The following is a 25,041-nucleotide window of genomic DNA, read 5'->3' as shown; positions in this document are numbered from 1 at the left end:
TTCAATTTGTAGTGGGTGTTCAATGGAACCTATGGTGGTTATGGCTGCGCGTGCGGCTCAATTAGTTGGTCAAGAGCTTTTAAAAGCGCATCAAAATCGTCATAAACTCGATCTACAAGTCGAAGAAAAAGGGATTGATGGCCCAGTAACGCGTGTAGACCGTTATTTAGAACAGTTGGCGATCGATACGCTACGTAAAAGTTATAAAAACCACAGCTTCCTAGGCGAAGAGTTTGGTCTACAAGAAGGTAAAGGTCACGACGCTGATTGGTGTTGGGTGATTGATCCTCTTGATGGCACTTTAAACTTTATTCACGGTTTCCCACATTTCTGTATTTCCATTGCCGTTAAGCATAAAGGCATCACTCAGCATGGTGTTATTTATGACCCTGTGAAAGATGAGCTTTTCTCTGCAAGTCGTGGTCGCGGTGCCATGATGAATCAACGTCGTATTCGTGTAAATGTGAAAGACAGCTTGGACAATACGTTCTTGGCTGTAGGTCATGCTTACCGTAATAAACGTAACGGTGAAGTGGTTTCTTATGCGAAAAACCATTTTGATTCATTATTAAATGTGACTGAAGCTGGTGCACAGTTCCGTCGTTCGGGTTCTGCTGCATTAGACTTAGCTTATGTTGCTGCGGGTCGTCTGGATGGTTACTTCGAACTTGGTTTGAAACCTTGGGATATCGCTGCGGGCGAGTTAATCGTCAAAGAAGCGGGTGGTACTGTAGTCGATGCCCGTGGTGGTTCTGACTCTATGGAAAATGGTCAAGTGATTGCTTGCTCGATGAAAATGCTCAAACCTTTAATGCAAGCTGTTGTTCCAGCTTGGGGTGACGCAGCAAAGTAACATTGATTTGAATCAGTGATATAGTCAAAAGCTCTCCATGTGAGGGCTTTTTTATATTTCAGACAAAAGTTTATAGGCTTTGAACAGATGTTTTTAAAAGGTCTATTCAGCCACTGGATTCACTGATCAGCTATTTATATAAAGTATTTGTTTAAAAATCAAACAAAAAACAAGTTGTAAAATAGACTGTTACTGAAAAAAACAGTATATATTCATAATTTAATCGAAAAAAATGATTACTTTTTAAAATGTTTCTGTTATCATGCCGTCACGCACTTAAATTTCCGTTCTTTACCTGAACATTATCTTCTAATCATTGTATGCGCGTGCTGTCCATAGAGAGGACATATCCTTCGCGCCCCAATCGCTTAAGCGATTCCTTCAGGTTTGCGGCCGTAATCATATACGTGCGTTATATCCACATCGTCGTTATTCGGATCGCTGCTGAATCCTTATTTTTCAGCTCTATTTGCTGTGCCGCTTTTTGCCGATGTCCATATTTGTAATTTATTAAATGGAGCACCCACTTCAGGGTGAACACTCTCTATGAGCAAAACTTTTGCTGATTTTTCCCTCGATGAGTCTTTAACACTAGCGATCGAAGGTTTAGGCTTTACTACACCAACTCCTGTACAAGAACAAGCGATTCCAGCTGCACTCGAAGGTAAAGACCTTCTTGTATCAAGCCAAACAGGTTCTGGTAAAACTGCTGCATTCTTATTACCTACTTTAAACGGTTTAGCGAATCAAGATACGCTAGTGCCATTTAAAGATCGCATGAAAGCGATTACACAACCGAATATTTTGGTGATTTCACCAACTCGCGAACTTGCACAACAAGTATGTCAAGATGCAATTGCATTGGTACGTCATATGAAAGGTGTGCGTGTTGCTGCGATTATGGGTGGTATGCCTTTTGGTAAACAAATCCAACAGTTAAAAGGTGCACAAGTTGTAGTTGCGACACCAGGTCGTTTACTTGATCTTGTTAACCGTCGTCAAATTAAACTTGATAACGTTGATGCGTTAATTGTCGATGAAGCTGACCGTATGCTTGATCTAGGTTTCTCTGAAGACTTAGAAGCAATTGGTGATTTAGCGGCGAACCGTAAACAAACATTGATGTTCTCTGCAACGTTTGCACCGCGTATTATCACGCTTGCTGAACGCATGATGAACAACCCAATGCGTATTGCGATCGAAACTGGTCACTCTACCAATACAGACATCACGCAAACATTGCATTGGACTGATGGTTTTGAACACAAGAAAAAACTACTTACACATTGGTTATCTGATGAGTCTGTAGATCAAGCTGTTGTGTTTGCAAGCACTCAAGAAGATACCGATATGTTGGCTGAAGAACTTGCTGAAGCAGGTCTATCAGTTGTAGCACTTCACGGTGCTATGCCACAAACTGTTCGTAACCGTCGTTTACGTAGCATTCGTGAAGGTCGTGCTAAGATCTTAGTTGCAACTGACGTTGCTGCTCGTGGTCTTGACGTACCAACAATTTCACACGTAATTAACTTCGGTCTTCCAATGAAGAACGAAGACTATGTACACCGTATTGGCCGTACAGGTCGTGCTGGTCGTACAGGTAATGCAATTACACTTGCAACTTACCGTGAACGCGGCAAAATTCGCGCGCTTGAAGACTTCCTAGATGCACGTTTAAGCGTATCTGAAATTGAAGGTCTTGAGCCATCTCCACCTCCTGCACGCGGTAGTCGTGATGGCGGCGGTCGTGATGGCGGTGGTCGTGGTCGTGGTCGTGATGGCGGTCGTGGCGGTTTTGGCGGTGGTCGTGATGGCGGTCGTGGCGGTTTTGGCGGTGGTCGTGATGGCGGCGGCGCACGTCGTAGCTATGATGATAAACCTCGCGGTGATCGTCCAGCTTATGCTGGTGGTGAAGATCGTCCACGTCGTAGCTATGATGACAAGCCTCGTGGTGAGCGTCCAGCTTATGCTGGTGGTGAAGATCGTCCTAAGCGTGATTTCGGTGATCGTCCAGCGCCACGTCGTGAAGGTGGTTTCGGTGATCGTCCACAACGTTCGTTTGATGACCGTCCTAAACGTGATTTCGGTGATCGTCCAGCGCCACGTCGTGAAGGTGGTTTCGGTGATCGTCCACAACGTTCGTTTGATGACCGTCCTAAACGTGATTTCGGTGATCGTCCAGCGCCACGTCGTGAAGGTGGTTTCGGTGATCGTCCACAACGTAGCTTTGGTGATAAACCGCGTTCTGCAGATGATAACCGTGGCAATCGTGTAGACTATAAACCAAGTGGTGATCGTCCAGCTCCACGTCGTGATTTTGGTGATCGTCCAGCGCCACGTCGTGAAGGCGGTTTCGGTGATCGTCCACAACGTAGCTTCAGTGATGATCGTCCTAAGCGTACTTTTGGTGGCGAAGATCGTCCACGTCGTAGCTTTGATGACAAACCACGTGGTGAGCGTCCAGCTTTTGGCGGTGAAGATCGTCCACGTCGTAAATTTAACGACTAATTTAGTCGTTCGATTTAGATAGAAAAAACCGGTGGAAACACCGGTTTTTTTATGAGATTAATCTTTGTTCTTATTTAATAAAATTGTATACTCAATCATGTTTTGTTTTAAATTCGTTAAATATGAACAATAAATCTGCTCATTATATTTGGAATTTCAATCAAGAGGTGATTATGCCTTATATTGGTTTGTTCTTATTGTTATGCAATATTGTGTACTATATCTATAATTCTTTTCTGTAACGCACTGTTCTATTTTTAGATCTGTTTTTTATTCATAATCGAACTACAATTAAATTAATTAGAAAATTACGCTAAATTTGTTGCTTTTTGATCAAATACAACATTTTGAACTTGAATCCTTTATAGTATGCATGCTGAAAAAATGTAGGAAAACGCTCAGCTATGAATAATCAAATCCTCCCCCAATCTCAATCTTTGATTGAGGTTAAAAATCTGAGCTTTAAACGAGGGGAACGTATCATTTATGACAATGTCAGCTTAACGATTCGTCGTGGTCAAATCACTGCCATTATGGGACCTTCAGGGACGGGCAAAACAACATTGCTGCGTTTGATTGGTGGGCAGCTCATTCCAGATCAAGGACAAGTGTTGTTGGATGGAACCGATATTGCCAGTATGTCGCGGTCTGAATTGTTTGCTGCACGTGCGCGAATGGGGATGCTTTTCCAAAGTGGTGCATTGTTTACCGATATGACCACTTATGAAAATGTGGCATTTCCACTTCGAGCTCACACCCAATTGCCAGAGCATTTGATTGGCGAAATTGTGGCACTCAAATTAGAGTCTGTCGGGTTGCGCGGTGCAGAACAATTGATGCCTTCAGAGTTGTCTGGTGGTATGAATCGTCGTGTCGCGTTGGCTCGTGCAATTGCACTTGATCCAGAACTGATTATGTATGATGAGCCATTCGCAGGGCAGGATCCGATTGTAATGGGTGTACTCAGTCGTTTGATTCGCTCATTACGTGAAGCTTTGGATTTAACCACCATTGTTGTTTCGCATGATGTTGCAGAGACGTTATCTATTGCGGACTATATTTATGTTGTGGCAGAAGGCAAGATTCAAGGAGAAGGAACACCAACTGAACTCCGAGAACATCAGTCGCCTTTTGTACGTCAATTTCTGACGGGATCAATAGATGGTCCAGTCGATTATCAATTTAGCCATCAAGCTTATTTAAGTGATGAGGTGCGTTCATGAATGCCATTGCCTTATTAGGTAGACGCGTTATTGAACGTGTACAGGGGATTGGTGTAGCAACTGTAATGTTACTCCAGATTCTATTTTCCATGCCGACTCGGCTAGGTGTCAGACTCTTTATTTACCAAATGCACCGTATTGGGGTCATGTCTTTATTGATCATTGGGGTTTCTGGTTTATTTATTGGCTTGGTACTTGGCTTGCAAGGCTATTCTATTTTGGTCAATGTTGGTTCTGAAGCCATGCTGGGAACGATGGTCTCACTGACTTTGTTGCGCGAACTTGCACCTGTGGTCGCGGCTTTGTTGTTTGCAGGGCGTGCGGGTTCTGCTTTGACCGCTGAAATTGGTTTAATGAAGGCGACGGAACAGCTGTCGAGCATGGAAATGATTGGTGTTGATCCCCTCAAACGGATTGTTTCACCACGTTTGTGGGCAGGTGTTGTGAGTTTGCCAATGCTGACGGTCATTTTTGCTGCAATTGGTATTTTGGGCGGTAAAATGGTCGGTGTGGATTTTTTAGGTGTTGATGAAGGTTCTTACTGGAGTGGTATGCAAAATTCAGTTCAGTTTGGGCATGATGTTGTAAATGGCATCATCAAAAGTATTGTTTTTGCTCTCATTTGTACTTGGATTGCGGTGTATCAAGGCTATGCTTGTGAGCCAACATCAGAAGGTATTGCAACATCAACAACACGTACGGTGGTGTATTCATCATTGTGTGTATTAGGTTTTGATTTCGTGTTGACTGCGGTCATGTTTGGAGGGGTTTAATGAAATCACGTACAAGTGAGCTGACCGTAGGTATTTTTGTCATTATCTTTGGTGTGGCATTATTTTTCTTAGCCATGAAAGTAAGCGGATTATCGGGCACAAATTTACGTGATGCCTATGAGATGACTGCACAATTTGACAATGTAAATGGTTTAAAACCACGTGCTAAAGTGACCATGAGCGGTGTAAGTATTGGTCGTGTGACCGATATTACCCTAGATCCAGTATCACGCTTAGCGACAGTGTATTTTGATTTAGATGGTAAATTAACTTCATTTAATAAAGAGCAACTGAAAACAGTGACGGCAAATGCTCTAGAAGAGCTGCGCTATAGTGCTGAATATATAGAAGCGACGCCTGCACAACAAAAAGAAATGGAAAAACAACTCACCGATAACATGCACTCCATCACCAGTATTGATGAAGATGCTTATATTATGGTTGCAACCAATGGTTTGTTGGGCGAAAAATATTTGAAAGTTGTGCCGGGTGGTGGTTTGAACTATGTCAAACGTGGTGAGCGTATTGCCAATACACAAGGTACGATGGATCTTGAAGATTTGATTAGTAAGTTTATTACTGGTGGTGCTGGTAAGTCATCAGAAAAAGCGCCAGATGAAAAGACATCGGGTGAATCAACAGGTGCAGAAGCATCATTCGTTGAATAATTTGGAGAGAAGGTTTTAGTGAATACTTTAATGAAACAAACGCTTACAGCGAGTATTTTGTCTACAATGATTGCAAGTACTGCTTTTGCAGTACCCGCGGAAGCACCCCCAGTTTTTGTTAAAAAAGTTGCTGACGGTTTGATTGCTCGTTTAAAAGCTGATAATGCGAAATTACAAAATAATCCAGCGGCTGTGAAAGCAATCGTACGTCAAAATCTTGACCCATATATTGATTCACAGGCATTTACTCGTATTGTGATGGGGACGTATGCAACCAATCAATACAGTACAGCAGCGCAACGTGCGCAATTTGAACGTAACTTTCGCGAAACTTTAATTGAAAATTATGGTACTGCATTTGCGAAGTTCTCGAATCAAACCTATAACATTCGTCCATATAAAGCTACGGACAGTAAAAATCCTGTAGTGACACTAGACTTCAATAATAAGGGCGAAAAAATTCCTGTATCGTTCCAATTGGTCGATAAAGGCAGCCAATGGAAAATCCGTAATATTAATGTCTCAGGCATTGATTTAGGTTTACAGTTCCGTAATCAGTTTGCGGCAACAGTAAAACGTAATGGTGGTAACTTGGATAAAGCGATTGCTAATTTCGAACCAGATGCAGAAGTAGCGGTAAATAAAAAATAATGGAGTACGTGTTCGGTGATTGAAATCATTCATCAGGAATTACATGTTTCTGGAAAAATAGATTATGCAAATGCTGAAAGCTATTACCAACAGGGTTTGAAATTGATTCAAGCACAGAATCAGTTTCCGTTGGTGGTGAACTTGGCAAAGTTAGAGCAGGGCAGTACGCTGGCTTTAGCAGTATTGGTGCGTTGGTTGCGTCAAACGCCGCAAGCTCAAGGCATACAGTTTAAGGCTGTTCCTGAAAGAATGATGAAAATTATTCAGGCCTGTCATTTGCAAAATGACTTGCTGTTAATTGCTTGAACACGACATAAAAAAGCACCGTAAGGTGCTTTTTTGTTGCCATACCATATATTTAAAGTCTGAATATTTTTTGTACTTTGCTTTAAAAGTCGTGTTTTTAAAACTCGCTCAAATCCATTTTTTCCAGCGGAAATAAATCAGTGGGCCAATGAAGAAGGCCAGCAGAATAATCCCCACCATGACAAAACTGGTTGTCCCTCTAGCAAAAGGTAGTACATCTGTATTCATGCCATAGACACTGGCAACCAGCATGGGTGGCGCAAGCATACTGGGTAAGATGGAGAAGCGACGAATCGTGTCATTCTGTTCGGTGTTAATGAATCCAGAGGTGGTGTCGAGTAAGAATCGAACCTTTTGGAATAAGAATGCATCATGTTCAACTAGTGAGCGAACATCTTCACTGAGTTCTCGAATATCGGCATCGTAAATATGACTGCCTAAAGCCCGTGGACGCGAGAGAAAGGTTAAAACTCGGCGTAAATCGATTAAACACAATTGTGCTTTTCCTAGCATATCTTCGAGTTGTGCTAGGCGAGTAATCATGTCATCTAAATCAAGTATTTGTTCACGATGACGATTGTTGAGGACCTCTGTAGAGTATTTTTCTAGGTCTTTGTGAATATCTTCCAAGATATCCGCAAGTTCATCGAGTTTGGCTTCAAGTAAGCCGAGTAACACCCACGTGGGATCTTTATAGTCAATTTCATAGTCATTACGGCGCGCACGTGCGCGAAAGGCACGAAAGGCGACCAGTTTTTCACCACGTAAGGTAAATAAGCGTTCTTTATGCAGAATGAAAGCAACGGTTTGTACTGTGGCTAAAATACTGGAATTGTCATCTGGTTCACCATCTACTTGAAAATTTTTATTTTTCGTTAAAAAATAGGTGCTGATATGTAAAATACCATCATCATCACGGTAGAATCGTGCTGATGAAGAGATGTCTTCTAAGGATTTTAGCGTGGGTAGGTTTTGCTCATAAGCATCAAGGACCCATTGTTGTTCTTCTTGTGAGGGTGCAATTAAGTCAATCCACACTAAATCTGGATGAAGATCAAAGCCCCCATTAATAGTGGCATCTTCCAAACTACCGCGCTCTGTGGCGTAAAAGGCTTCAAGCATGCTGTCTTTGCTCCCCTGCGCAGTCTGGTTTAATCAATGGGTGTATTTTAGACAAGGAATTGAATAAAAACACTGATCGAATTGCTTTTTTATGAAAAAATCTCCTTAAAATTTACTTTAATAGTATGACATTTTCAAAACAGGGTGAAAAAATGACGAATTCTATCGCAATTTTTTGTGGTTCAGCTATCGGGACGGATTCCATTTTTCTAGACACCGCACAAAAAATGGGTCAAACCATTGCTGAGCAAGGCAAAACACTGGTGTATGGCGGTGGTCGTTCAGGTTTGATGGGGGTTGTTGCGGATAGTGCTTTGCAGGCAGGCGGGAAAGTGATTGGTGTTATTCCAAATGCTTTGGTTGACCGTGAACTTGCACATCCACATTTAACGGAATTACATGTGGTAAAAAATATGCATGAACGTAAAACCAAAATGTCGGAATTATCGGATGCATTTATTGCCTTGCCCGGTGGTGCAGGCACTTTGGAAGAAATTTTTGAGCAGTGGACTTGGGCGCAATTGGGAATTCATTTAAAGCCGTGTGCATTTTTAAATGTGGCAGGTTTTTATGATGATTTATTAAAATTCATTCAGTTGACTACAGTCAAAGGTTTTACTCATGCTCGCTTTTCTGAAAGCATTATTGCCTCAGATTCCATTGAACAAATTTTGCAACAATTTGATGCTTTTCAAGCACCGCAACCGAAATGGGGTATGGTCGATCAGCAGGATTTGGTGAAGTAAAGATGAAGGTGATTACCGTTGCAGCAGCGATTATTTTAAATGCTCAACAGCAGCTTTTGGTGGTGCGCAAGCATCATACCGCATGTTTTATGCAAGTTGGTGGTAAGTTGGAGCCCAATGAGCCGCCCGAACAAACCATGCTGCGTGAAATTCAGGAAGAAATTGGTTGTCAGGCACAGATTGAACAATTTGTTGGCCGTTATGAAACGGCAACAGCAAATGAACCAGATCATCAATTGGTCAGTTATGTGTATGTCGTAACTTTAGATCATGCACCCCAAATTGATGCCGAAATTGCCGAGATGAAATGGGTAGATTTGGATGATCAAAGTACCTTACTTGCACCTTTAACCACAGAAATTGTGATGCCATGGGTAAAAAACTATTTAAAGGTAGAGGTTTGATTTAGTCTATTACGCTACGCGAGAACAGTGATGCAGCGATGGCTTAAATCGCTGCACTCGCAATACATGCCGCATAGACTTTCTGACAGCCCAATTGCTCAAGTTTTTGTTTTAACGCAAAAATTGAACTTCCTGTCGTCACCACATCATCCAAAATAAGTACACGGCGATAACACAGTTTGGACGTTGTATTGATTTGGAATTGCTGCTGAATATTTTCAATGCGCTCTAGGCGAGTTAAGCCTTTTTGTGAATGTTGTTGTAAGCGCGTGATGGGTTGCCAAATCGGCAGGTCTAATTGCTTGGCTAAAATCTTGCCAAGCACCAAGGATTGATTATAACCACGTTCTGCTAGGCGTTGATTGGAAATGGGCATGGGTACAATGGCTTGGACTTTGGGCAGCCGTAGTTGCATGAATGCACCCGCCAATAGCTGCTGAAAATGCAGGTGTTGTTCGTATTTAAATTTTTGAATGATACGATCAATCGGGTAGTCATAATGATAAGCACTTTGAATATCCATTTCCTGCCGTTGCACGGTACTTTTCAACCACGGTAATTGTTGCCAGCAATCTGCACAGACAGAGTGGATCTGTTGTTGCTCAGTATTACAGAGTTGACAGGACGAGATGCTTTGTAGAGCTTTGTGAAGTAATGGGTTAATGAATTGAAGCATCTTATTCTCAAGATTATATTTTTATTTTATTGATCATCAATTGATTATGGGACATAAATGTTATTAATTTGAAATATAAATTGATTTTCTTTCTTGAAGATAAAAAGATCAATGATTAAATCACTTCTGCCTTCTTCAACGGTAAATAAATCGATAATGGCCTTCCAAGATTCATTTTCCATGTATATACATACGGATGTATGCCATGATTCTTCAGCTAAGCTCATGAGATGAGCGCCATAAGCATCAATATTTTCTGCAATTTTTGAAGCATATGCTAAGTCAATACGTTGAACAGATGGAAGCGTGTTTAAACGGGCCAAATCTTTATCTTTAAAAGCCTCAACAATTTGAATAATGCAGTCCTTCCAAATGCTTGGAATTGGAGATTGAAATTCTGAATCATATGGAACAGGTATATTTTGAGTCATTTTAACTGTCCTGTTCTTTTAGACATAGGCATAGCGCGGTGCTTCAGGTAGCCAGCGTTTTAACAAAGCCTGCGCATTTTCAGGATAATCTTTTAAAATTTGCTGCGCGACATAATGTGCTTGATTGAGTAAATGATCATCGCGTTCTAATTTAGCTACCCGAAAGCCCATGTCACCCGTTTGTTTGGTGCCGAGTAATTCACCCGGCCCACGAATTTCCAAGTCTTTTTCTGCAATGATAAAACCATCATTGGTTTCGCGCATAATGCGTAGGCGTTCTTGTCCATTTTGCGATAAAGGGTGTTTGTAGAGCAGGGCACAAAAACTGGCTGTTGCACCCCGCCCAACGCGACCACGAAGCTGATGTAGTTGAGAAAGTCCGAGGCGTTCTGCATTTTCAATCACCATGATGGATGCATTCGGTACATCTACACCCACTTCAATGACGGTCGTGGCAATCAGTAACTGCAATTGATTGTCTTTGAATTGTTGCATCACCAATTGCTTTTCATCGGCTTTCATTTTGCCATGTACTAAGCCCGTGTTCAGATGAGGAAAACGGTCTTTAATTTCAGCAAAAGTGGCTTCAGCAGCTTGTGCATCTAAGGTTTCGGATTGTTCAACCAAGGTACAAACCCAATAGGCTTGTTTGCCTGCCGCACAATTGCTGGCGATCCGACTTAAAACTTCTTCACGTCGATCCAGCGGAATGGTCACGGTTTGAATCGGGGTTCGTCCCGGCGGTAATTCATCAATTACAGAGGTATCCAAATCACCATATGCCGACATCGCCAAGGTACGGGGAATGGGGGTGGCTGTCATCACCAATTGGTGTGGGGTCATATTTTGTGCACCCTTGTTGCGTAGTGCTAGACGCTGATCGACCCCAAAGCGATGCTGTTCATCAATAATCACCAAACCGAGTTTGGCAAAGGCAACATTGTCTTGAAATAAGGCATGTGTGCCGATCACTAAATGCGCTGAGCCATCTTTAATGCTTTGTTCGGCTGCCGCGCGCGCTTTACCTTTTTGTTTGCCTGAAAGCCATGACACCGTTAAACCCAGCGGTTCAAACCATTTTTTAAAATTTAAATAATGTTGTTCCGCTAAAATTTCCGTTGGTGCCATGAGTGCCACTTGCCAACCTTCTTCTAGCGCATGACACGCTGCAATACCTGCCACCAGTGTTTTTCCTGCACCGACATCACCTTGAACCAGACGCAGCATCGGTTTGTTTTGTTTTAGGTCTTGTGCAATTTCTTTAGATACTCGTTTTTGTGCATCGGTCATGCTAAACGGTAAGCCTGCCAACAGTTGCTTGGCAAAGTTTTGACTGACTGAAAAAGATGGTGCTTCAATTTGCTGAATATAAGCCCGACGTGAAAGCAGGCTCAGTTGATGGGCAACCAATTCTTCAAAGATTAAGCGTTGCTGAGCAGGGTGTGAACCTTGTGCCAATTGCAACATGTTGGCATTGGTTGGTGGTTCATGAATATATTCGAGTGCCTGCTTGAGTGCATAACCATTGGTGAATTTTGCTGGTAACAGTTCAGGAAGATCATCGCTGTGCTGTTGAAGTGCTTGCTTGACATATTCACGTAGCTTGGGCTGCGTTAAACCCTCTGTCGCAGGATAAATGGCGGTGAGTTCAGTTTTAGGTAGTGGCGTGTGTTCAGTAATCAGCTGTATTTCTGGATGGTAGAGTTCTAAACCTCGCGCACCGACACGTACTTCACCAAATATGCGCAGATGATTGCCAATTTTGGCACGATCCGTCAGGGCTTTATACACATGATAAAAACGCAAAGTGACTTTGCCAAAATCATCTTGTAATAACACCGCCATAGACTTGCGTTTACCGGGTGGAAAATCGACACCTTTGACCATGCCTTCGAGCAAATAACTGCGCCCCACGATCAATTGGTTCATGGCGATGATCGTGCTACGATCTTCATAATCACGTGGCAGATGAAACAGTAAATCATCTGTGGTGAAAATGTTCAGTTTTTCCAGTAAAGCAGCAGAGGCAGTTCCTACCCCTTGTAATTGATGGACGGCAGCCATTTCCCCTCAACTTAGGTTATGTAATCAGGTGCTTATGCATATTTTATTTATCGGTTATGGTAAAACATCTTGCCGCGTTGCTAAACAACTATTTGAGCAAGGGCACCAAATTACCACAATCAGTCAAAGTCCTAAAACCGATGAATACGCAACTCATTTGGTTCAAGACGTACATCAGCTGAATTTAGATCATATTCCACCGATTGATTGGGTCTATGTGTTGTTGAGTCCAAATGAAAGTACGCCCGAGGCTTATCAACGGGTGTATGTTGATTCGGTACAACCCATCAGCAAGGCTTTAAAACAACATCCTGTGAAAAAAGTTGTGGTTGTGTCGTCCACGCGAGTCTATGGTGAAAATCATGGTGAGCGAATCGATGATAATTCAGAAAACATTCCAACTGATGAACAAGGACGACGATTGTTAAAGATGGAGCAGCTTTGGCAGCAGGCTTATCCATCTGCAAGTATCATCATTCGTCCAACGGGAATTTATGGTACATCGGTGGCTCGAATGTTGAAGCTGGCTGAAAAAACTAAAACCTACCCGAACCGTCACTGGTCAAATCGAATTAATCTTGATGATCTGGCAAGTTTTTTGGCGCATTTACTTCACGTGGAACATGCTGAAAAATCGTATATTGTCAGCAATAATCAGCCTAGTCTTTTGCATGAAACGATTCAATGGTTCCAACGACAATTGAATCTGCCTGAGTTGGTTTTGCAAAGTGATGAATGTTCTGGAAAAAGAATTTATGCGACGCGAATGGCTGAAATGGGTTTTCAGTTGCAGCATAAGGATTGTTTTGAGGATTATTTAGAGATGTTAGGAAAGTGATAAATAAATCCCCCTCCTTTTGTAAAGGAGGGGGATTTTTACTTTATTTTTTCTTACGCTTTAAACGACGTTTCGCTTGTTGTGCGGCAACAGCATCCAAAGCTTCTTTGAGTTCATCATCACTAAAAGTCGTAATGTGTTGAAGCATTTGCAGGGTTACATCATCTAAAACCAGATTGGCATACTGGGCAACATTCTGGAAGTTCTCATCAAACACAATGGCATTGTCTTCGTTGTTGCGAATGTAACCTTGTTGCGTCAATACTTTCATAAAGCTTTGGAATAAGGCTTTATCAAAGAATTCAGGTGAGTTGAACTCATAAAGCACAGATAGACGTTGACCGACCAAATGACTGAGTTCTTCCACCTGACGAATCGAAATATTGCCTGAACCGCGTTGGGTAATTAAAGCCAACGTCATGTAATAACGCTCAAGACTTTGCATGACAGGTGCAGCAAGCACCACCAATTGGTTGTGATCTTCTGAATTGGGAGCAGGGGAAATCAGATGATCTTCAGCATCGGCCGCGATGAGTTTCGCATTAATTAACGCATCGACATAAGCGCAAATTTGATCTTTGAGTTCATCATCTTGCCACTTTAAGAACAATTCAGCTTTTAAGAATGGATAAAGTGTACGAATCACACTGATTAAATCACCACGGCGGATGGAACCGTTATGTTTAACCAAAGCCGCAATTAAAGAGGGTAAGACAAAGGCATGCAAAATGTTATTGCGGAAGTACGTCAGCAAAACGGCTTGATTGTCTTCAATCGCAATAATATCGCCCAGCACATGCTTAACGCGTTTAATCAGTTTGAGTTTTAAACCGTAGGCAATAATTTCTTTACCAGAAAGCGGTGTCACTTGTGCGCGAGCATCGTACGGTAAAGCAGTGACTAAATTACGATAGGCATCAAGCTGTTTAATGCAAATTTCTTCATCTAAGGTATGTTTTGGGGTGGCCAATAAAATTAACGACAACAGGGATACAGGATTGATCACCACAGCACGATTAATATTTTCTAGGATGGCATGCGCTGAACCATTCACTGCATCCGATACTTGCTGCGGAATAGGTTCGTCATTCTTTTCAATTTTGATTTGATCGGCACCATGTTTTTTGAGTAAATCATCTAAAAACACAGGTTCACCAAAGTTGACATGCACTTTACCGAAAATACGTTCGATTTTACGTAAGCTTTTTAAAATACCAACAATCGATTCAGACTCTTTTGGCTTGCCTTGCATTTCACCGACATAAGTTGAACCTTCCATCAGACGTTCATAACCAATGTAGGTCGGTAAGAACACAATTGGTTTCGCTCGACCACGTAAATGACTATGCACGGTCATGGCCAGCATGCCAGTTTTGGCGGGTAGTAAGCGCCCCGTCCGTGAACGACCACCTTCAATGAAGTATTCCAACGGTGTGTTGCGGGACAAAATACTGTACAGGTATTCTTTAAATACCGTAGTGTACAAGCCATTGCCACGGAAGGTACGACGGATAAAGAAGGCACCGCCACCACGCAGTAATTGCCCGACAAAAGGCATATTCAAGTTATCGCCCGCAGCAATGTACGGCACCATCATGCCACGTTTGTAAATAACATAAGACAGTAATAAATAGTCGATGTGGCTACGGTGGCATGGGGTGTAGATAATTTGGTAGTCTTTCGCCAGTTCACGTACTGTACTGAAGTTGTGAACTTCTACACCATCATAAAGCTGGGTCCATAAACGCGTAAGTGCCATATCGGCAAAGCGAACCGCTGAATGTGAATAGTCAGAGACAATTTCGTTCAAATAACCAATGGCACGACGTTCAGCTTCAATCATGCTGACTTTACTGCGAATACTTTCACGACGAATAGCATCTTGTACATCGTGAGACTTAATCAGTGAATGCACCACATTACGACGGTCTGATAGGTCAGGGCCGAGCACAACTTCACGTTGACCATCTAAATAGTTATTCAGGGTATTTAGAATATAGGTCGCAGGAGACAAGTTTGGATGGGTCTTTTTGGCAAAATTGACCAGTGCACGTAAAGATTGTCCTTTATGGAATTCTAAATAGGACTGACGACCATGCAGGCCAATATTAACCAATTGTTTGACTGTACCTGGTGTTGCCCAAGTATCGGTAAACAGCAGTTTGAACCAAGAATCTTCTTTATCGGGCGAACGTCCCCAAAGTACAGTGACAGGAATCAGTTCAATATCAATTTCAGGGTGCTGTTCTAAAACATCGATCAGACGTAATAAGCGCGGTGGAAAAGCATGGGGTGGCGGATTGAGTAAATTATTTTCATCGTGATGCTGTAAAAATAACACCGATGCTTTTTCTTTATGATCACCGATGACCAATGGATTTAACGCGGGTGATAGTTTGAGACGACGTGTTTCACCATCCACAATCAAAGCATTGCTGCGTGAGTAATTTTGTAAAACATAACAGACTATTTTTTGTTGAATAGGTTGGTCTGTTGTTGTTTTTACGTCTGTAGCTGTCGGTTCAGTAGGAACCTCACCAAGAACATGTGGAGTTACCACAAGGTCAAGCAGTTTACTGGAAAACTGACGATAGATTTGACCAAAGCCACTCTTGGACATACACACTCCTACTTAAATGACCGCAACCCCAGATTTTCTGAGGGGGGATGGTTTTGCATTATTGTAATTTAAAACTGTATGTCATTTTCTGACAAAATGCATATTGATTGTAAAATTTTATCGTTAAAAATCGTATTTTTAGTCACTATAATCCAAAAACAATGTGACAGACTAGTTAGACTAACACTAGGGATTTAGTCTGAATTTGTGGCAAAATAGATAAAATAGTTTATTTAATTGATTTAAATTTTCCGCCTCCATCTCCGATATTCCACATCAAAAAGGTCGCTTATGAACGCGTTAACCCAAGAATTGGTTGAATTATTGAGTCTTGAAAAAATTGAAGAAAATATCTACCGAGGAATAAGTCGAAACTTGGTTGGCAAGCGTGTTTTCGGTGGGCAAGTATTAGGACAGGCATTACGCGCGGCATCGTATACTACAGATCGTCCTGCACATTCATTGCATGCTTATTTTTTGTATGGTGGCGATGTGAATGCCCCTATTTTGTATCAAGTTGATCGGTTACGTGATGGCAAAAGCTTTGTCAGTCGCCAAGTCCGAGCCATTCAACATGGTCGAACCATTTTTACCGCGATGATTTCTTTTGCACATCCAGAAGAAGGTTTAAATTATCAGATTGCTGAACCTGAATATCCAGCCGTTGAAACATTGAAGTCTGAAGCTGAATTAAAAAAATTACTGGTTGAATTTGTACCCGAAAACGTCCGTGCCAGTTTTATGCGTGATCGTCATATTGATATCCGTCCAATTGATCCAAGCAATCCATTTCAACCGCAGCCTGAAGCACCTTCGTATGCGCACTATTTACGTACGCACGATAAAATCGCGCCAGAAATGGACGAGATTTCTTTGCATCAAGCCATTGCCGCATTCTATTCAGACTTTACTTTAATGACCACGGCACTTCGTCCGCATGGTTTAAGTTATTTATCGCCTAGTTTGCAATGTGCCAGTATCGACCATGCCATGTATTTCCATAAACCATTCCGTGTGGATGAATGGATGCTGTACGACATGGATGCGACCGTAAGTGCAAGTTCGCGCGGTTTAAACTTCGGTCGCATGTGGCAAAATGGTGAGCTGGTATGTAGTACAACACAAGAAGGTTTAATTCGTATTCGTGAAATTGAAACCCAATAAAGTGTCATTTTACTTTAAAAAACTGGGCATATAGCTAATGCCAGTCAGTTAAGAAATTGACTGGTTTTTTTATTTTAAATTCATAATGTTACTTGATACGCGGAAACGTCATCAGCAACTGTTTGAGGCAAAACTACTGTAAAAAAAGTAAAGTTTCTGCGATTAATTGATCAATAACAGGTATTCGACGAGTTTTGCGGATGACAAATGTTTTTGGTTCTTTTTGCTAATGAGAAACATTGTTTCGCAAGGAACAAACGAGCTCCAAGGATTTGATTTAAAGAGATAAGACTCCGTCGTGAATAACTAAAAAGTTAAGGAGTTAATTGTAAAACTCCTTAACTGACTGGCATTAGGGCATATAGCCCAGTTTTTGATGGTGGAGTGTTAGTGGTAGCGTGGAATGTCTTCGGAGACATCTTTATGGCAGCCATGACCTGAATGAGCAAAAGTTTGCCCTATGCTTAAAAGCAGCGCGGCGATGAGGATTATTTTTTTCATATTTTTGCTCTTTTAATTATGGGGGCGATGGTTCTAATTCAAAAGCAGATTTTATGCCATATCTTTATTAAGCCGTTGTTGATTCAGATAAAGGGTGAATCATGCTTTGGCATATTTATGCTGAACTTGTGACAAAAAATTCCTCGATTCTAAAAATAGGGCATGGCATAGTGCCTACAAGACTGAACAATAAAAGCATGCAGAAATGGGCTTAAACACACAAATTTTAATTGCTGCGATTTTGGGCGTAGCTTTTGGCTTTATTCTCAATTTTTATCCGAATACCCCATTTTTTGATGCTAGTTTGTATGGCTTGGGGATTGCCAGTAGTATTTTTATTGGCTTATTGAAGATGCTTTTAGTGCCTCTTATTTTTAGTTCAATTGTCGTCGGTGTATCCAATTTACAATCGGGTGGGCAATTGGGTAAGGTTTGGAAAATCACTTTGGCCTGCTGTGTCACGACCACGACTTTGGCTTTGATACTCGGCATTGGTTGTGCGCATTTGTTTGATGTTGGGAAGGGTGTAGACATTGCGATGTTTCAGGATGCCATGAATCAGCATCAAACACCGGATACGTTAACCCCAACCTCATTTTTAACTAATTTTATTCAAAACACCTTAATTAATCCCTTTAAAGCATTTTCTGAAGGCAATGTTCTTGCTGTGGTGGTGTTTGCTTTGTTTTTTGGTGTGGCTTTGGTGCATGGCGGTGAGCGTTTTAAAACGGTACGGCAACTGAGCCAACAGTTTTTTGACATGATGATGTTCATGATTATTTGGGTGATGCGACTGGCGCCGATTGGTATTTTTGCTTTACTGGCGAAATTGATTGCTACGGAAGATATTTCAGTGCTGAACCGTTTGGTTGAGTTCGCTGCTGTGGTGACGGGAACCACCATTTTTCATGGGGTTGTGGTTTTACCGCTGTTACTGTGGATTTTTGGCAAGATGAGTCCGCTGACCTTTTTTAAAGGAGCACGTAGCGCACTGATTACCGCTTTTGCCACCAGTTCAAGTTCTGCCACCATGCCACTTTCGATGAAATGTGCGCAAGAAAATTTAGGTGTACGTCCTGCAACAGCCGGTTTTGTTATCCCATTGGGTACACAATTGAATATGGATGGTACAGCACTGTATGAAGCTGCTGCTGCTTTATTTATTGCCAATCTGATGGGGTTAGATTTAAGCATCGGGCAGCAGCTAATTGTTTGTTTAACCGCAATGATTGCATCACTCGGTGCACCGGGCATTCCTAGTGCAGGTATGGTGACCATGATTATGGTGTTGCAATCGGTGGGTTTGCCTGCCGAAGCGATTGCCATTTTATTGCCGATAGATCGTTTGCTGGATACGGTACGTACTGTGGTCAATGTACAAGGCGATATGATGATTAGTGTGGTGGTAGACCGTCATACCCGCGATGATGAAATGGCCACTTAATCATTTTCCCAACACGGATTCCATACCACTTCCCATAAATGTCCATTGGGGTCTTGAAAATAACCGGCATAGCCACCGTAAAATGTGGCTTGTGCTGGTTTGATAATTTGGGCACCTGCACGTGCTGCTTGCGCCATGACTTGATCGACCTCTAGTGGACTAAAAACGTTATGTCCAAGGGTCATTTGGGTTGGACACATTGTACTGAGTTCTAGACCCGTATCATGCTGAATACTTTGTTGTGACCATAAAGCGAGTTTTATATCCGACTGGAGTTCAATAAAAGCAACCGCACCATATTCATATTCTTGACCCAGAATACCTTTGCTATGTAGACCTAAACCTTCACAATAAAACTTCAATGACTGCTCTAAGTTGTTAACAGCAAGCGTGATGACAGAAATATAGGGTTTCATCTTTTATCCTGATCTTTTTTTGACCTGGATGTATTGTAATGCAAATAAAAGTAGGGCATAAAGCCCTACTGTTTGGTATTTGTGTGACTGCTTTAAGCGACTTTCAGTGCTGCGCGTTTTGCCGCAGGGGAGTGGTCTAAATAGGCAATGGCATCTTCGGTTTTGGCTTCATGCACAGGATCATACCACGGCATTAAATAACCCAATTGTTGTGAAACCAACCAAAATGGATTCGGCATGATGCGGTTATCTTTTTGTGAAATGGCATACCATTCGCGCCAAATCCACGGTTTAAACACGCTGGGACGAATTGATTTAAAACGTTCATCTTGCTTCATAATATGCGCTGCGCCGTCAACCCATAAACCCAGTACGCCAACAATCACCGCCACACTTAAATAGTAACGTGCAATATAGCCACCACCCAAATGACGGTACAAATCAAAGGCCACGGTACGGTGTTCAATTTCTTCAGCACCATGCCATTTAACAAGGTCTAACATGGCAGGATCCGCACCCAGTTGTTCCCAATGCTGGTTGTATAAAACATATTTTCCAAGCACGCAGGTCATATGTTCAACTGTGGCAATAATCCCGAGACGAAATAAATCCCATTGATGTTCGAGTACTTTAGGGACTTTTAAACCTAACGGTTGGTCTGCCAGCAATTGACCAAAGAGAAAATCCATAATTTCAAGATTACGTTGTACATCAATGTTACGCACAGTCAGATATTCTTTGTTGGCTGAAGCATGGGCTTGAGCATGCATGGCTTCTTGGCGAATAAAAGCTTTGACATCTTCTTTGAGTTTTTCATCGCTAATTTGCGCTAGAACTTTGTTGTAAAGGCGACAAAACCAAAATTCACCGGCAGGTAAAATCATATTAATTTCGTTGATGAAGTAACTGGTAAAAGGATGGTTGGGAATCCAGTCGACGGGTGTTTCTTGCCATTCAAATTTCACTTTTCGCGGTTTAATTTGGTATTGAATTGAAGATCCAATTTTAGACTTCTTGAGTAAAGATAAAAGCTTCATCATCCTGTCCTATTGTTTTTTCACTGTGAGTGTATTCACGTTGCTTTAGAATCAGTATAAAAAAATGCCCTCAATTGTGGTTAGCAATAGAGGACATTCAAATATCAATAGATGATGAGTTTGGTCAGATAATCTGACTGATATAGATTATTGCCCGTTTTTAGGTAGATCTGCTGAGCTATGGTCGATGCTTTCATCTTCAAGCATCGCATCTTCAAATTCGCTTTCATCAAACAGTTCCTCATCGCCTTCAACAAACTCAATTTCATCTGCTGATGCATCAGGAATACTGTCTAAATCAAATGCGCTGGCTTGTTCGAGGGTAAAGTTCAGACGACCGCCCATCACACTGGCAAGTTCTTCTAAACCTTGTTTATTCATGGATGAGAACAATTGAATGGAGAACTGAAGCTTCATTTTTTTCAATTGTTGTTGCACTTCTTGCAGTACTTTTGATGCAGGGCCACGGTTTAATTTGTCTGACTTGGTTAATAACACATGCACAAATAATTTACGTGAATATGCCCATTCCAACATCATGACGTCAAAGTGTTGTAATGGATGACGAATATCCATCAGCAACACCAAACCTTGTAGGCTTTGGCGATGAATTAAATAGTTTTCCAGTTCTTTTTGCCAAACCAGTTTCATCGCTTCAGGTACGGCTGCATAACCATAGCCGGGTAAATCGACCAAGCGTTGATCTGGATTACCCAAGCTAAAGAAGTTAATCATTTGGGTGCGACCCGGCCTTTTCGATGCACGTGCCAATTGCTTTTGGTTGGTTAATGCATTAATTGCACTTGATTTACCAGCATTGGAGCGACCTGCAAACGCAATTTCATAGCCTGTATCATCTACGCAAAGGTTGAGCTTAGGCGCACTCATTAAAAATTCGGCTTTGTGTAACCAGTTCAGCGAGCGAACAGAGTACTCAGTAATGGCTGGATCAACTTTTTTCTCATAGCTAATCTTTTGCTTAGGCGCAGCCGAAATTTTACTGTTTTTGGATTTTCCTCTGCTGTGGTGCATAACTCAACTTCAATAAATGATCTACAAAGAAGCATTATAAAGGAAGTCGTCTAGGCAAGCGACCTTTGCATTTTGAAAGCGGAAAACTTTGCGTGGTGATTTAAAGATTAATCAGTGAAATAGGCGATGAAGTTGCAACTTTGCTGGCGTTGCTTTGATCAAGAACATCGACTAAACGGTATTGATCTAAAGACTGGTAAAACTGTTCAAGTGCTTGATCTAGAATACCTTTAAGACCACAGTTGTGGCGAAGTACGCAAGGTGGAGTATTGCATTCTACAATCTGGTTATTGCCTTGTAAGATCCGAACAATGTATCCCAAATTTAAATTTAAAGTTTCTGCATTTAAACGAATCCCGCCACCTTTACCACGCGTGGTGATGATCCAATCTTGTTTTCCCATGAAATGGACAATTTTAACCAAATGATTTTGTGAGACGCGTAAATTTTGTGCAATTTCTGCAATGGTATAAGGGCTGTCTTGGGGTTGTGAGATATACATTAAAATACGCAGAGCATAATCAGTAAATTTATTTAGCTGCATGATAATACGGGTGTTTAAGGTAAAAAAATCAGGGTTAGTCTAGCATAACAAGACTAACCCTCTCTTTATTTAATGTTAGCGGAGCGGATTAGTGATGAACGCCACCTGTGCCAAACGCTTCACTGTGAATGTTTTCAGCAGGAATACCACGAGCGACCAAAGCTTTTTGTTGTTCTGCCATGAATGGCATTGGACCACATAAGTAGTAATCTGCATTTACAGGAAGTAAAGCAGCATCCATTGTGGTTAAGTCTAAACGTCCAGCAACATCATAGTCTTCACCTAAGACATCGCCCTGATGGGGTGCTTCATAAGCAGTAAATGTGCTTAGGCGAGGATATTTTGCTTGTAACTCATGAATATGTTTTTTCATGGCATGTACGTGGCTGCTACGGCAAGCGTGGATAAAACTCACTGGTTGTGGCATATCCAAAGTAACCAATTGGTTCAGCATGGCAATCATTGGGGTTAATCCAACACCACCACTAATAAAGACATTACGTTTACTTGGGTCAGTGAGATAGAAGTTACCTGTTGGTGCAGAGACTTCAATTTCTGAACCTTCCGCCAAGCCATGTAGCGTATTTGAAACCCAACCGCCTGCCAAATCACCTTTTTCATCTTCACGTTTCACTGAAATACGTAAATAGTCTGCTTGTGGACTGGTTGATAAAGTGTATTGGCGAGGTTGTTTTAGACCGAGTTCCTCAACAAACACACGAACCGAGATATATTGTCCTGCTTCATATTTTGGTAATTCGCCACCATCTACAGGTGCGAGGTAGAATGACGTAATTTCGTCACTTTCCACCACTTTTTTGGCAATTTTAAAATTGCGCCAGCCTAACCAGCTGCCTTTAGTTTGCTGATGTTGATCGTAAATCGCTTTTTCAGTACTAATGAAAAGATCCGCCAATTGACCGTAAGCAGCCGCCCAAGCACCAATTAGAGGGTCTTCCATTGGAATGCTGAGCACTTCACTAATCGAATGTAATAAATTTTCACCGACAATATTATAGTCTGGTGATTGAATATTCAGACTCACATGCTTATGAGCAATTAATTCAACGACAGGTAAAAGGACTGAAGGGTCTTCAATGTTTTCAGCATACGCCAAAACTGCACCTGCTAAGGCTTGTGCTTGTGCACCGCTACGTTGATGTCCCATATTAAAAGTTTCTTTTAGATCAGGATTATTGCCCAGCATACGGTTATAAAAATAACCAGTTAGAGCTACACCGTTTTCACGAAGTACAGGGACAGTTGCTTTTACAAGGTCAATTTGGTGCGGAGTCATGGCAGATCTCTCATGGCTGTTATTTATAAGATGTATTTAAAATACATTTTATAAACTGGCTTGTAAATACATCTTTTAAAAAAAACCATAAAAAAATTATGGAATATCTAAATATCCCATAATTTTAAAAATCTTGATAGGGGAAATGAGCGCTATTTTCTGCCAAAAAGAGAGCCGAGTAGACCGCGGACAATTTTTTGTCCTGTACTGCCACCTAAGCTGCGTGCGGCACTTTTTGCAAAGGTGCCCACAATGTCTTGGGTGAGTTTTTCACGTTGTTTTGATGCACGATCCGTTTCTTTTTCTTGCTCACGTGTTTGCTGTTTTGCAAAAGCCTCTTGTTCTTTGGCCTGCTGCTTGGCTATAGCTTCTTGTTCTTTGGCTTGTTGTTTTGCTGTTTCTTCTGCAATGGCCTGTTGTTGACGTTGTATGATTTTCTGTTGCAACATCTCAAAAGCACTTTCACGGTCGACCTGTTGCTCATAAATGCCTGCAACAATGCTTTGCTTCATGAGGAGCTGACGTTCATCTAGACTAATCGGGGTAAATGATGAATAGGGCGGCATCACCCAGCCACGCTCGACAACTTGTGGAATTCCTTGTTCATCCAAGCAACTAATTAAAGCCTCGCCAACTCCCAGTTCTGTAATGGCTTGATCGACTTTAAATTCAGGATTGGATCGGAAGGTATCTGCGGCAGTTTTGACAGCTTTTTGATCTTTGGGGGTAAATGCACGTAAGGCATGTTGAATACGGTTGCCCAGTTGTCCTAAAACGCTTTCAGGTAAGTCGAGCGGATTTTGCGTCACGAAGTAAATTCCGACCCCTTTAGAGCGAATTAGGCGGACCACTTGTTCAATTTTTTCTTGCAGCGCGGTACTGGCGTTGTCGAACAATAAATGGGCTTCATCGAAAAAGAACACCAGTTTAGGTTTGTCCAGATCACCGACTTCGGGTAACTGTTCAAATAATTCTGAAAGCATCCAAAGCAGAAATGTGGCATACAATTTGGGCGTGTTCATCAGCTTGTCTGCGGCTAATACATTGATATAACCACGGCCTTGGCTATCGGTTTGAATGAAATCTAAAATATTTAAACTGGGTTCACCAAAAAATTGATCACCGCCTTGGTCTGCAAGCGCCAATAAATTACGTTGTATAGCGCCCAGACTGGCAGGAGAAAGGTTGCCATATTCAGCTTGAAACTCGGTTGCATGTTCGGACACATAGCTAATGATTGATTTTAAATCTTTAAAATCAATCAGCAATAAGCCTTGATCATCGGCAATACGAAACACTGCGGAAAGTACACCCTCTTGCGTGTCATTCAGATTGAGCATACGTGCTAATAAGAGTGGGCCAATTTCCGAAACCGTGGTGCGAATCGGATGACCTTGTTCGGCAAATAAATCCCAAAACACGACAGGTGAAGCGGCAAAAGGAATTGTATCAATATTTAAAACTTTCAGACGTGCATCAAATTTAGGGCTACTTGCTCCTGCCTGAGCAAGGCTAGATACATCACCTTTGGCATCGGCTAAAAATACGGGTACACCCATTCGGGAAAAATTTTCTGCAAGGACTTTGAGTGTGACTGTTTTGCCTGTGCCCGTTGCTCCAGCGATTAAACCGTGACGGTTGGCAAACTGTGAATGTAAAACAATTTCTTGTTGTGTGTCTGAGGTTTTTTTTGCAATAACAATTGCTGTACCCATACGGTTTA

23 protein-coding genes are annotated in these 25,041 nt (G+C 41.8%); 12 read left to right on the top strand and 11 right to left on the bottom strand.

Annotated features, from left to right (window positions below):
- Positions 1–22: 22 nt before the first annotated feature.
- The 7 genes from B9T24_RS04315 to B9T24_RS04285 all read left to right on the top strand — a co-directional run bounded on the left by B9T24_RS04315 (position 23) and on the right by B9T24_RS04285 (position 6,982).
- Positions 23–853 (top strand): inositol monophosphatase family protein, encoded by an 831-nt coding sequence (locus tag B9T24_RS04315; RefSeq protein WP_004650520.1) that lies wholly within the window; start codon positions 23–25, stop codon positions 851–853.
- 546 nt (positions 854–1,399) lie between these two features.
- The gene (locus B9T24_RS04310; protein ID WP_086164661.1) at positions 1,400–3,361 is read left to right on the top strand and encodes a DEAD/DEAH box helicase; all 1,962 of its coding nucleotides are present in this window, start codon (positions 1,400–1,402) and stop codon (positions 3,359–3,361) included.
- Positions 3,362–3,765: 404 nt separating this feature from the next.
- On the top strand, positions 3,766–4,584 hold the full coding sequence (locus B9T24_RS04305; protein WP_086164660.1) for an ABC transporter ATP-binding protein: 819 nt from the start codon (positions 3,766–3,768) through the stop codon (positions 4,582–4,584).
- Positions 4,581–5,357 (top strand): lipid asymmetry maintenance ABC transporter permease subunit MlaE, encoded by a 777-nt coding sequence (gene mlaE / locus B9T24_RS04300; RefSeq protein WP_086164659.1) that lies wholly within the window; start codon positions 4,581–4,583, stop codon positions 5,355–5,357. The genes B9T24_RS04305 and mlaE overlap by 4 nt, the downstream gene beginning before the upstream one ends.
- On the top strand, positions 5,357–6,025 hold the full coding sequence (locus B9T24_RS04295) for an outer membrane lipid asymmetry maintenance protein MlaD (protein WP_086164658.1): 669 nt from the start codon (positions 5,357–5,359) through the stop codon (positions 6,023–6,025). The genes mlaE and B9T24_RS04295 overlap by 1 nt, the downstream gene beginning before the upstream one ends.
- Before the next feature lie 18 nt (positions 6,026–6,043).
- Positions 6,044–6,676 carry an MlaC/ttg2D family ABC transporter substrate-binding protein gene (locus B9T24_RS04290; RefSeq protein WP_086164657.1) on the top strand — a complete coding sequence of 211 codons (633 nt, stop codon included), beginning with the start codon at positions 6,044–6,046 and terminating at the stop codon, positions 6,674–6,676.
- A 15-nt stretch (positions 6,677–6,691) separates the two neighbouring features.
- Positions 6,692–6,982, top strand: a complete 291-nt coding sequence (locus tag B9T24_RS04285; protein WP_086164656.1) for an STAS domain-containing protein — start codon at positions 6,692–6,694, stop codon at positions 6,980–6,982.
- A 108-nt stretch (positions 6,983–7,090) separates the two neighbouring features.
- Here B9T24_RS04285 and B9T24_RS04280 read toward each other — a convergent pair whose 3' ends face one another.
- On the bottom strand, positions 7,091–8,104 hold the full coding sequence (locus B9T24_RS04280) for a CorA family divalent cation transporter (RefSeq protein ID WP_086164655.1): 1,014 nt from the start codon (positions 8,102–8,104) through the stop codon (positions 7,091–7,093).
- Positions 8,105–8,256: 152 nt separating this feature from the next.
- Here B9T24_RS04280 and B9T24_RS04275 point away from each other — a divergent pair, with 152 nt between their 5' ends.
- Both B9T24_RS04275 and B9T24_RS04270 read left to right on the top strand, forming a co-directional pair.
- Positions 8,257–8,850 carry a TIGR00730 family Rossman fold protein gene (locus tag B9T24_RS04275; protein WP_086164916.1) on the top strand — a complete coding sequence of 198 codons (594 nt, stop codon included), beginning with the start codon at positions 8,257–8,259 and terminating at the stop codon, positions 8,848–8,850.
- Between the two features lie 2 nt (positions 8,851–8,852).
- The gene (locus tag B9T24_RS04270) at positions 8,853–9,254 is read left to right on the top strand and encodes an NUDIX hydrolase (RefSeq protein WP_086164654.1); all 402 of its coding nucleotides are present in this window, start codon (positions 8,853–8,855) and stop codon (positions 9,252–9,254) included.
- 43 nt (positions 9,255–9,297) lie between these two features.
- Here the strand turns inward: B9T24_RS04270 and B9T24_RS04265 are convergent, their stop codons facing one another.
- Genes B9T24_RS04265 through recG form a run of 3 tightly spaced genes read right to left on the bottom strand, consistent with a single transcriptional unit; the run spans position 9,298 to position 12,425 of the window.
- Positions 9,298–9,930, bottom strand: a complete 633-nt coding sequence (locus tag B9T24_RS04265; protein WP_086164653.1) for a ComF family protein — start codon at positions 9,928–9,930, stop codon at positions 9,298–9,300.
- Positions 9,931–9,974: 44 nt separating this feature from the next.
- On the bottom strand, positions 9,975–10,361 hold the full coding sequence (locus B9T24_RS04260; RefSeq protein WP_086164652.1) for a hypothetical protein: 387 nt from the start codon (positions 10,359–10,361) through the stop codon (positions 9,975–9,977).
- 18 nt (positions 10,362–10,379) lie between these two features.
- Complete coding sequence (gene recG, locus B9T24_RS04255; RefSeq protein WP_086164651.1) at positions 10,380–12,425, bottom strand: ATP-dependent DNA helicase RecG; 2,046 nt, start codon at positions 12,423–12,425, stop codon at positions 10,380–10,382.
- A 34-nt stretch (positions 12,426–12,459) separates the two neighbouring features.
- Here recG and B9T24_RS04250 point away from each other — a divergent pair, with 34 nt between their 5' ends.
- A complete protein-coding gene (locus tag B9T24_RS04250; protein ID WP_086164650.1) occupies positions 12,460–13,263 on the top strand; it encodes a sugar nucleotide-binding protein in 804 nt (267 codons plus the stop codon).
- Positions 13,264–13,306: 43 nt separating this feature from the next.
- Here the strand turns inward: B9T24_RS04250 and plsB are convergent, their stop codons facing one another.
- A complete protein-coding gene (plsB, locus tag B9T24_RS04245; RefSeq protein ID WP_086164649.1) occupies positions 13,307–15,883 on the bottom strand; it encodes a glycerol-3-phosphate 1-O-acyltransferase PlsB in 2,577 nt (858 codons plus the stop codon).
- Between the two features lie 291 nt (positions 15,884–16,174).
- Between plsB and B9T24_RS04240 the strand changes: the two genes are divergently transcribed.
- Positions 16,175–17,047 carry an acyl-CoA thioesterase gene (locus B9T24_RS04240; RefSeq protein WP_086164648.1) on the top strand — a complete coding sequence of 291 codons (873 nt, stop codon included), beginning with the start codon at positions 16,175–16,177 and terminating at the stop codon, positions 17,045–17,047.
- Positions 17,048–17,753: 706 nt separating this feature from the next.
- Positions 17,754–18,992: a dicarboxylate/amino acid:cation symporter gene (locus tag B9T24_RS04235; protein ID WP_086164647.1), complete on the top strand. Its 1,239-nt coding sequence runs from the start codon at positions 17,754–17,756 to the stop codon at positions 18,990–18,992.
- On the opposite strand, the gene B9T24_RS04230 is transcribed toward B9T24_RS04235, so the two are convergent.
- From B9T24_RS04230 to B9T24_RS04205, 6 genes are all read right to left on the bottom strand, one after another.
- Positions 18,989–19,408: a VOC family protein gene (locus B9T24_RS04230; protein WP_086164646.1), complete on the bottom strand. Its 420-nt coding sequence runs from the start codon at positions 19,406–19,408 to the stop codon at positions 18,989–18,991. The genes B9T24_RS04235 and B9T24_RS04230 overlap by 4 nt on opposite strands.
- Positions 19,409–19,500: 92 nt before the next feature.
- A complete protein-coding gene (locus B9T24_RS04225) occupies positions 19,501–20,445 on the bottom strand; it encodes a metal-dependent hydrolase (RefSeq protein ID WP_086164645.1) in 945 nt (314 codons plus the stop codon).
- 147 nt (positions 20,446–20,592) lie between these two features.
- Entirely contained in the window at positions 20,593–21,477 is an 885-nt protein-coding gene (gene yihA, locus B9T24_RS04220; protein ID WP_086164644.1) for a ribosome biogenesis GTP-binding protein YihA/YsxC, read from the bottom strand.
- Positions 21,478–21,577: 100 nt separating this feature from the next.
- A complete protein-coding gene (locus B9T24_RS04215) occupies positions 21,578–22,021 on the bottom strand; it encodes an RrF2 family transcriptional regulator (protein WP_086164643.1) in 444 nt (147 codons plus the stop codon).
- 88 nt (positions 22,022–22,109) lie between these two features.
- The gene (gene hmpA / locus B9T24_RS04210) at positions 22,110–23,318 is read right to left on the bottom strand and encodes an NO-inducible flavohemoprotein (RefSeq protein WP_086164642.1); all 1,209 of its coding nucleotides are present in this window, start codon (positions 23,316–23,318) and stop codon (positions 22,110–22,112) included.
- Between the two features lie 152 nt (positions 23,319–23,470).
- A complete protein-coding gene (locus B9T24_RS04205) occupies positions 23,471–25,033 on the bottom strand; it encodes a helicase HerA-like domain-containing protein (RefSeq protein ID WP_086164641.1) in 1,563 nt (520 codons plus the stop codon).
- Positions 25,034–25,041: the final 8 nt, after the last annotated feature.

Origin of the sequence: Acinetobacter sp. ANC 4654, assembly GCF_002135425.1 — a bacterium.
GTDB classification, from domain to species: domain Bacteria; phylum Pseudomonadota; class Gammaproteobacteria; order Pseudomonadales; family Moraxellaceae; genus Acinetobacter; species Acinetobacter kyonggiensis.
This window is presented reverse-complemented; position numbering and strand designations above follow the sequence as displayed.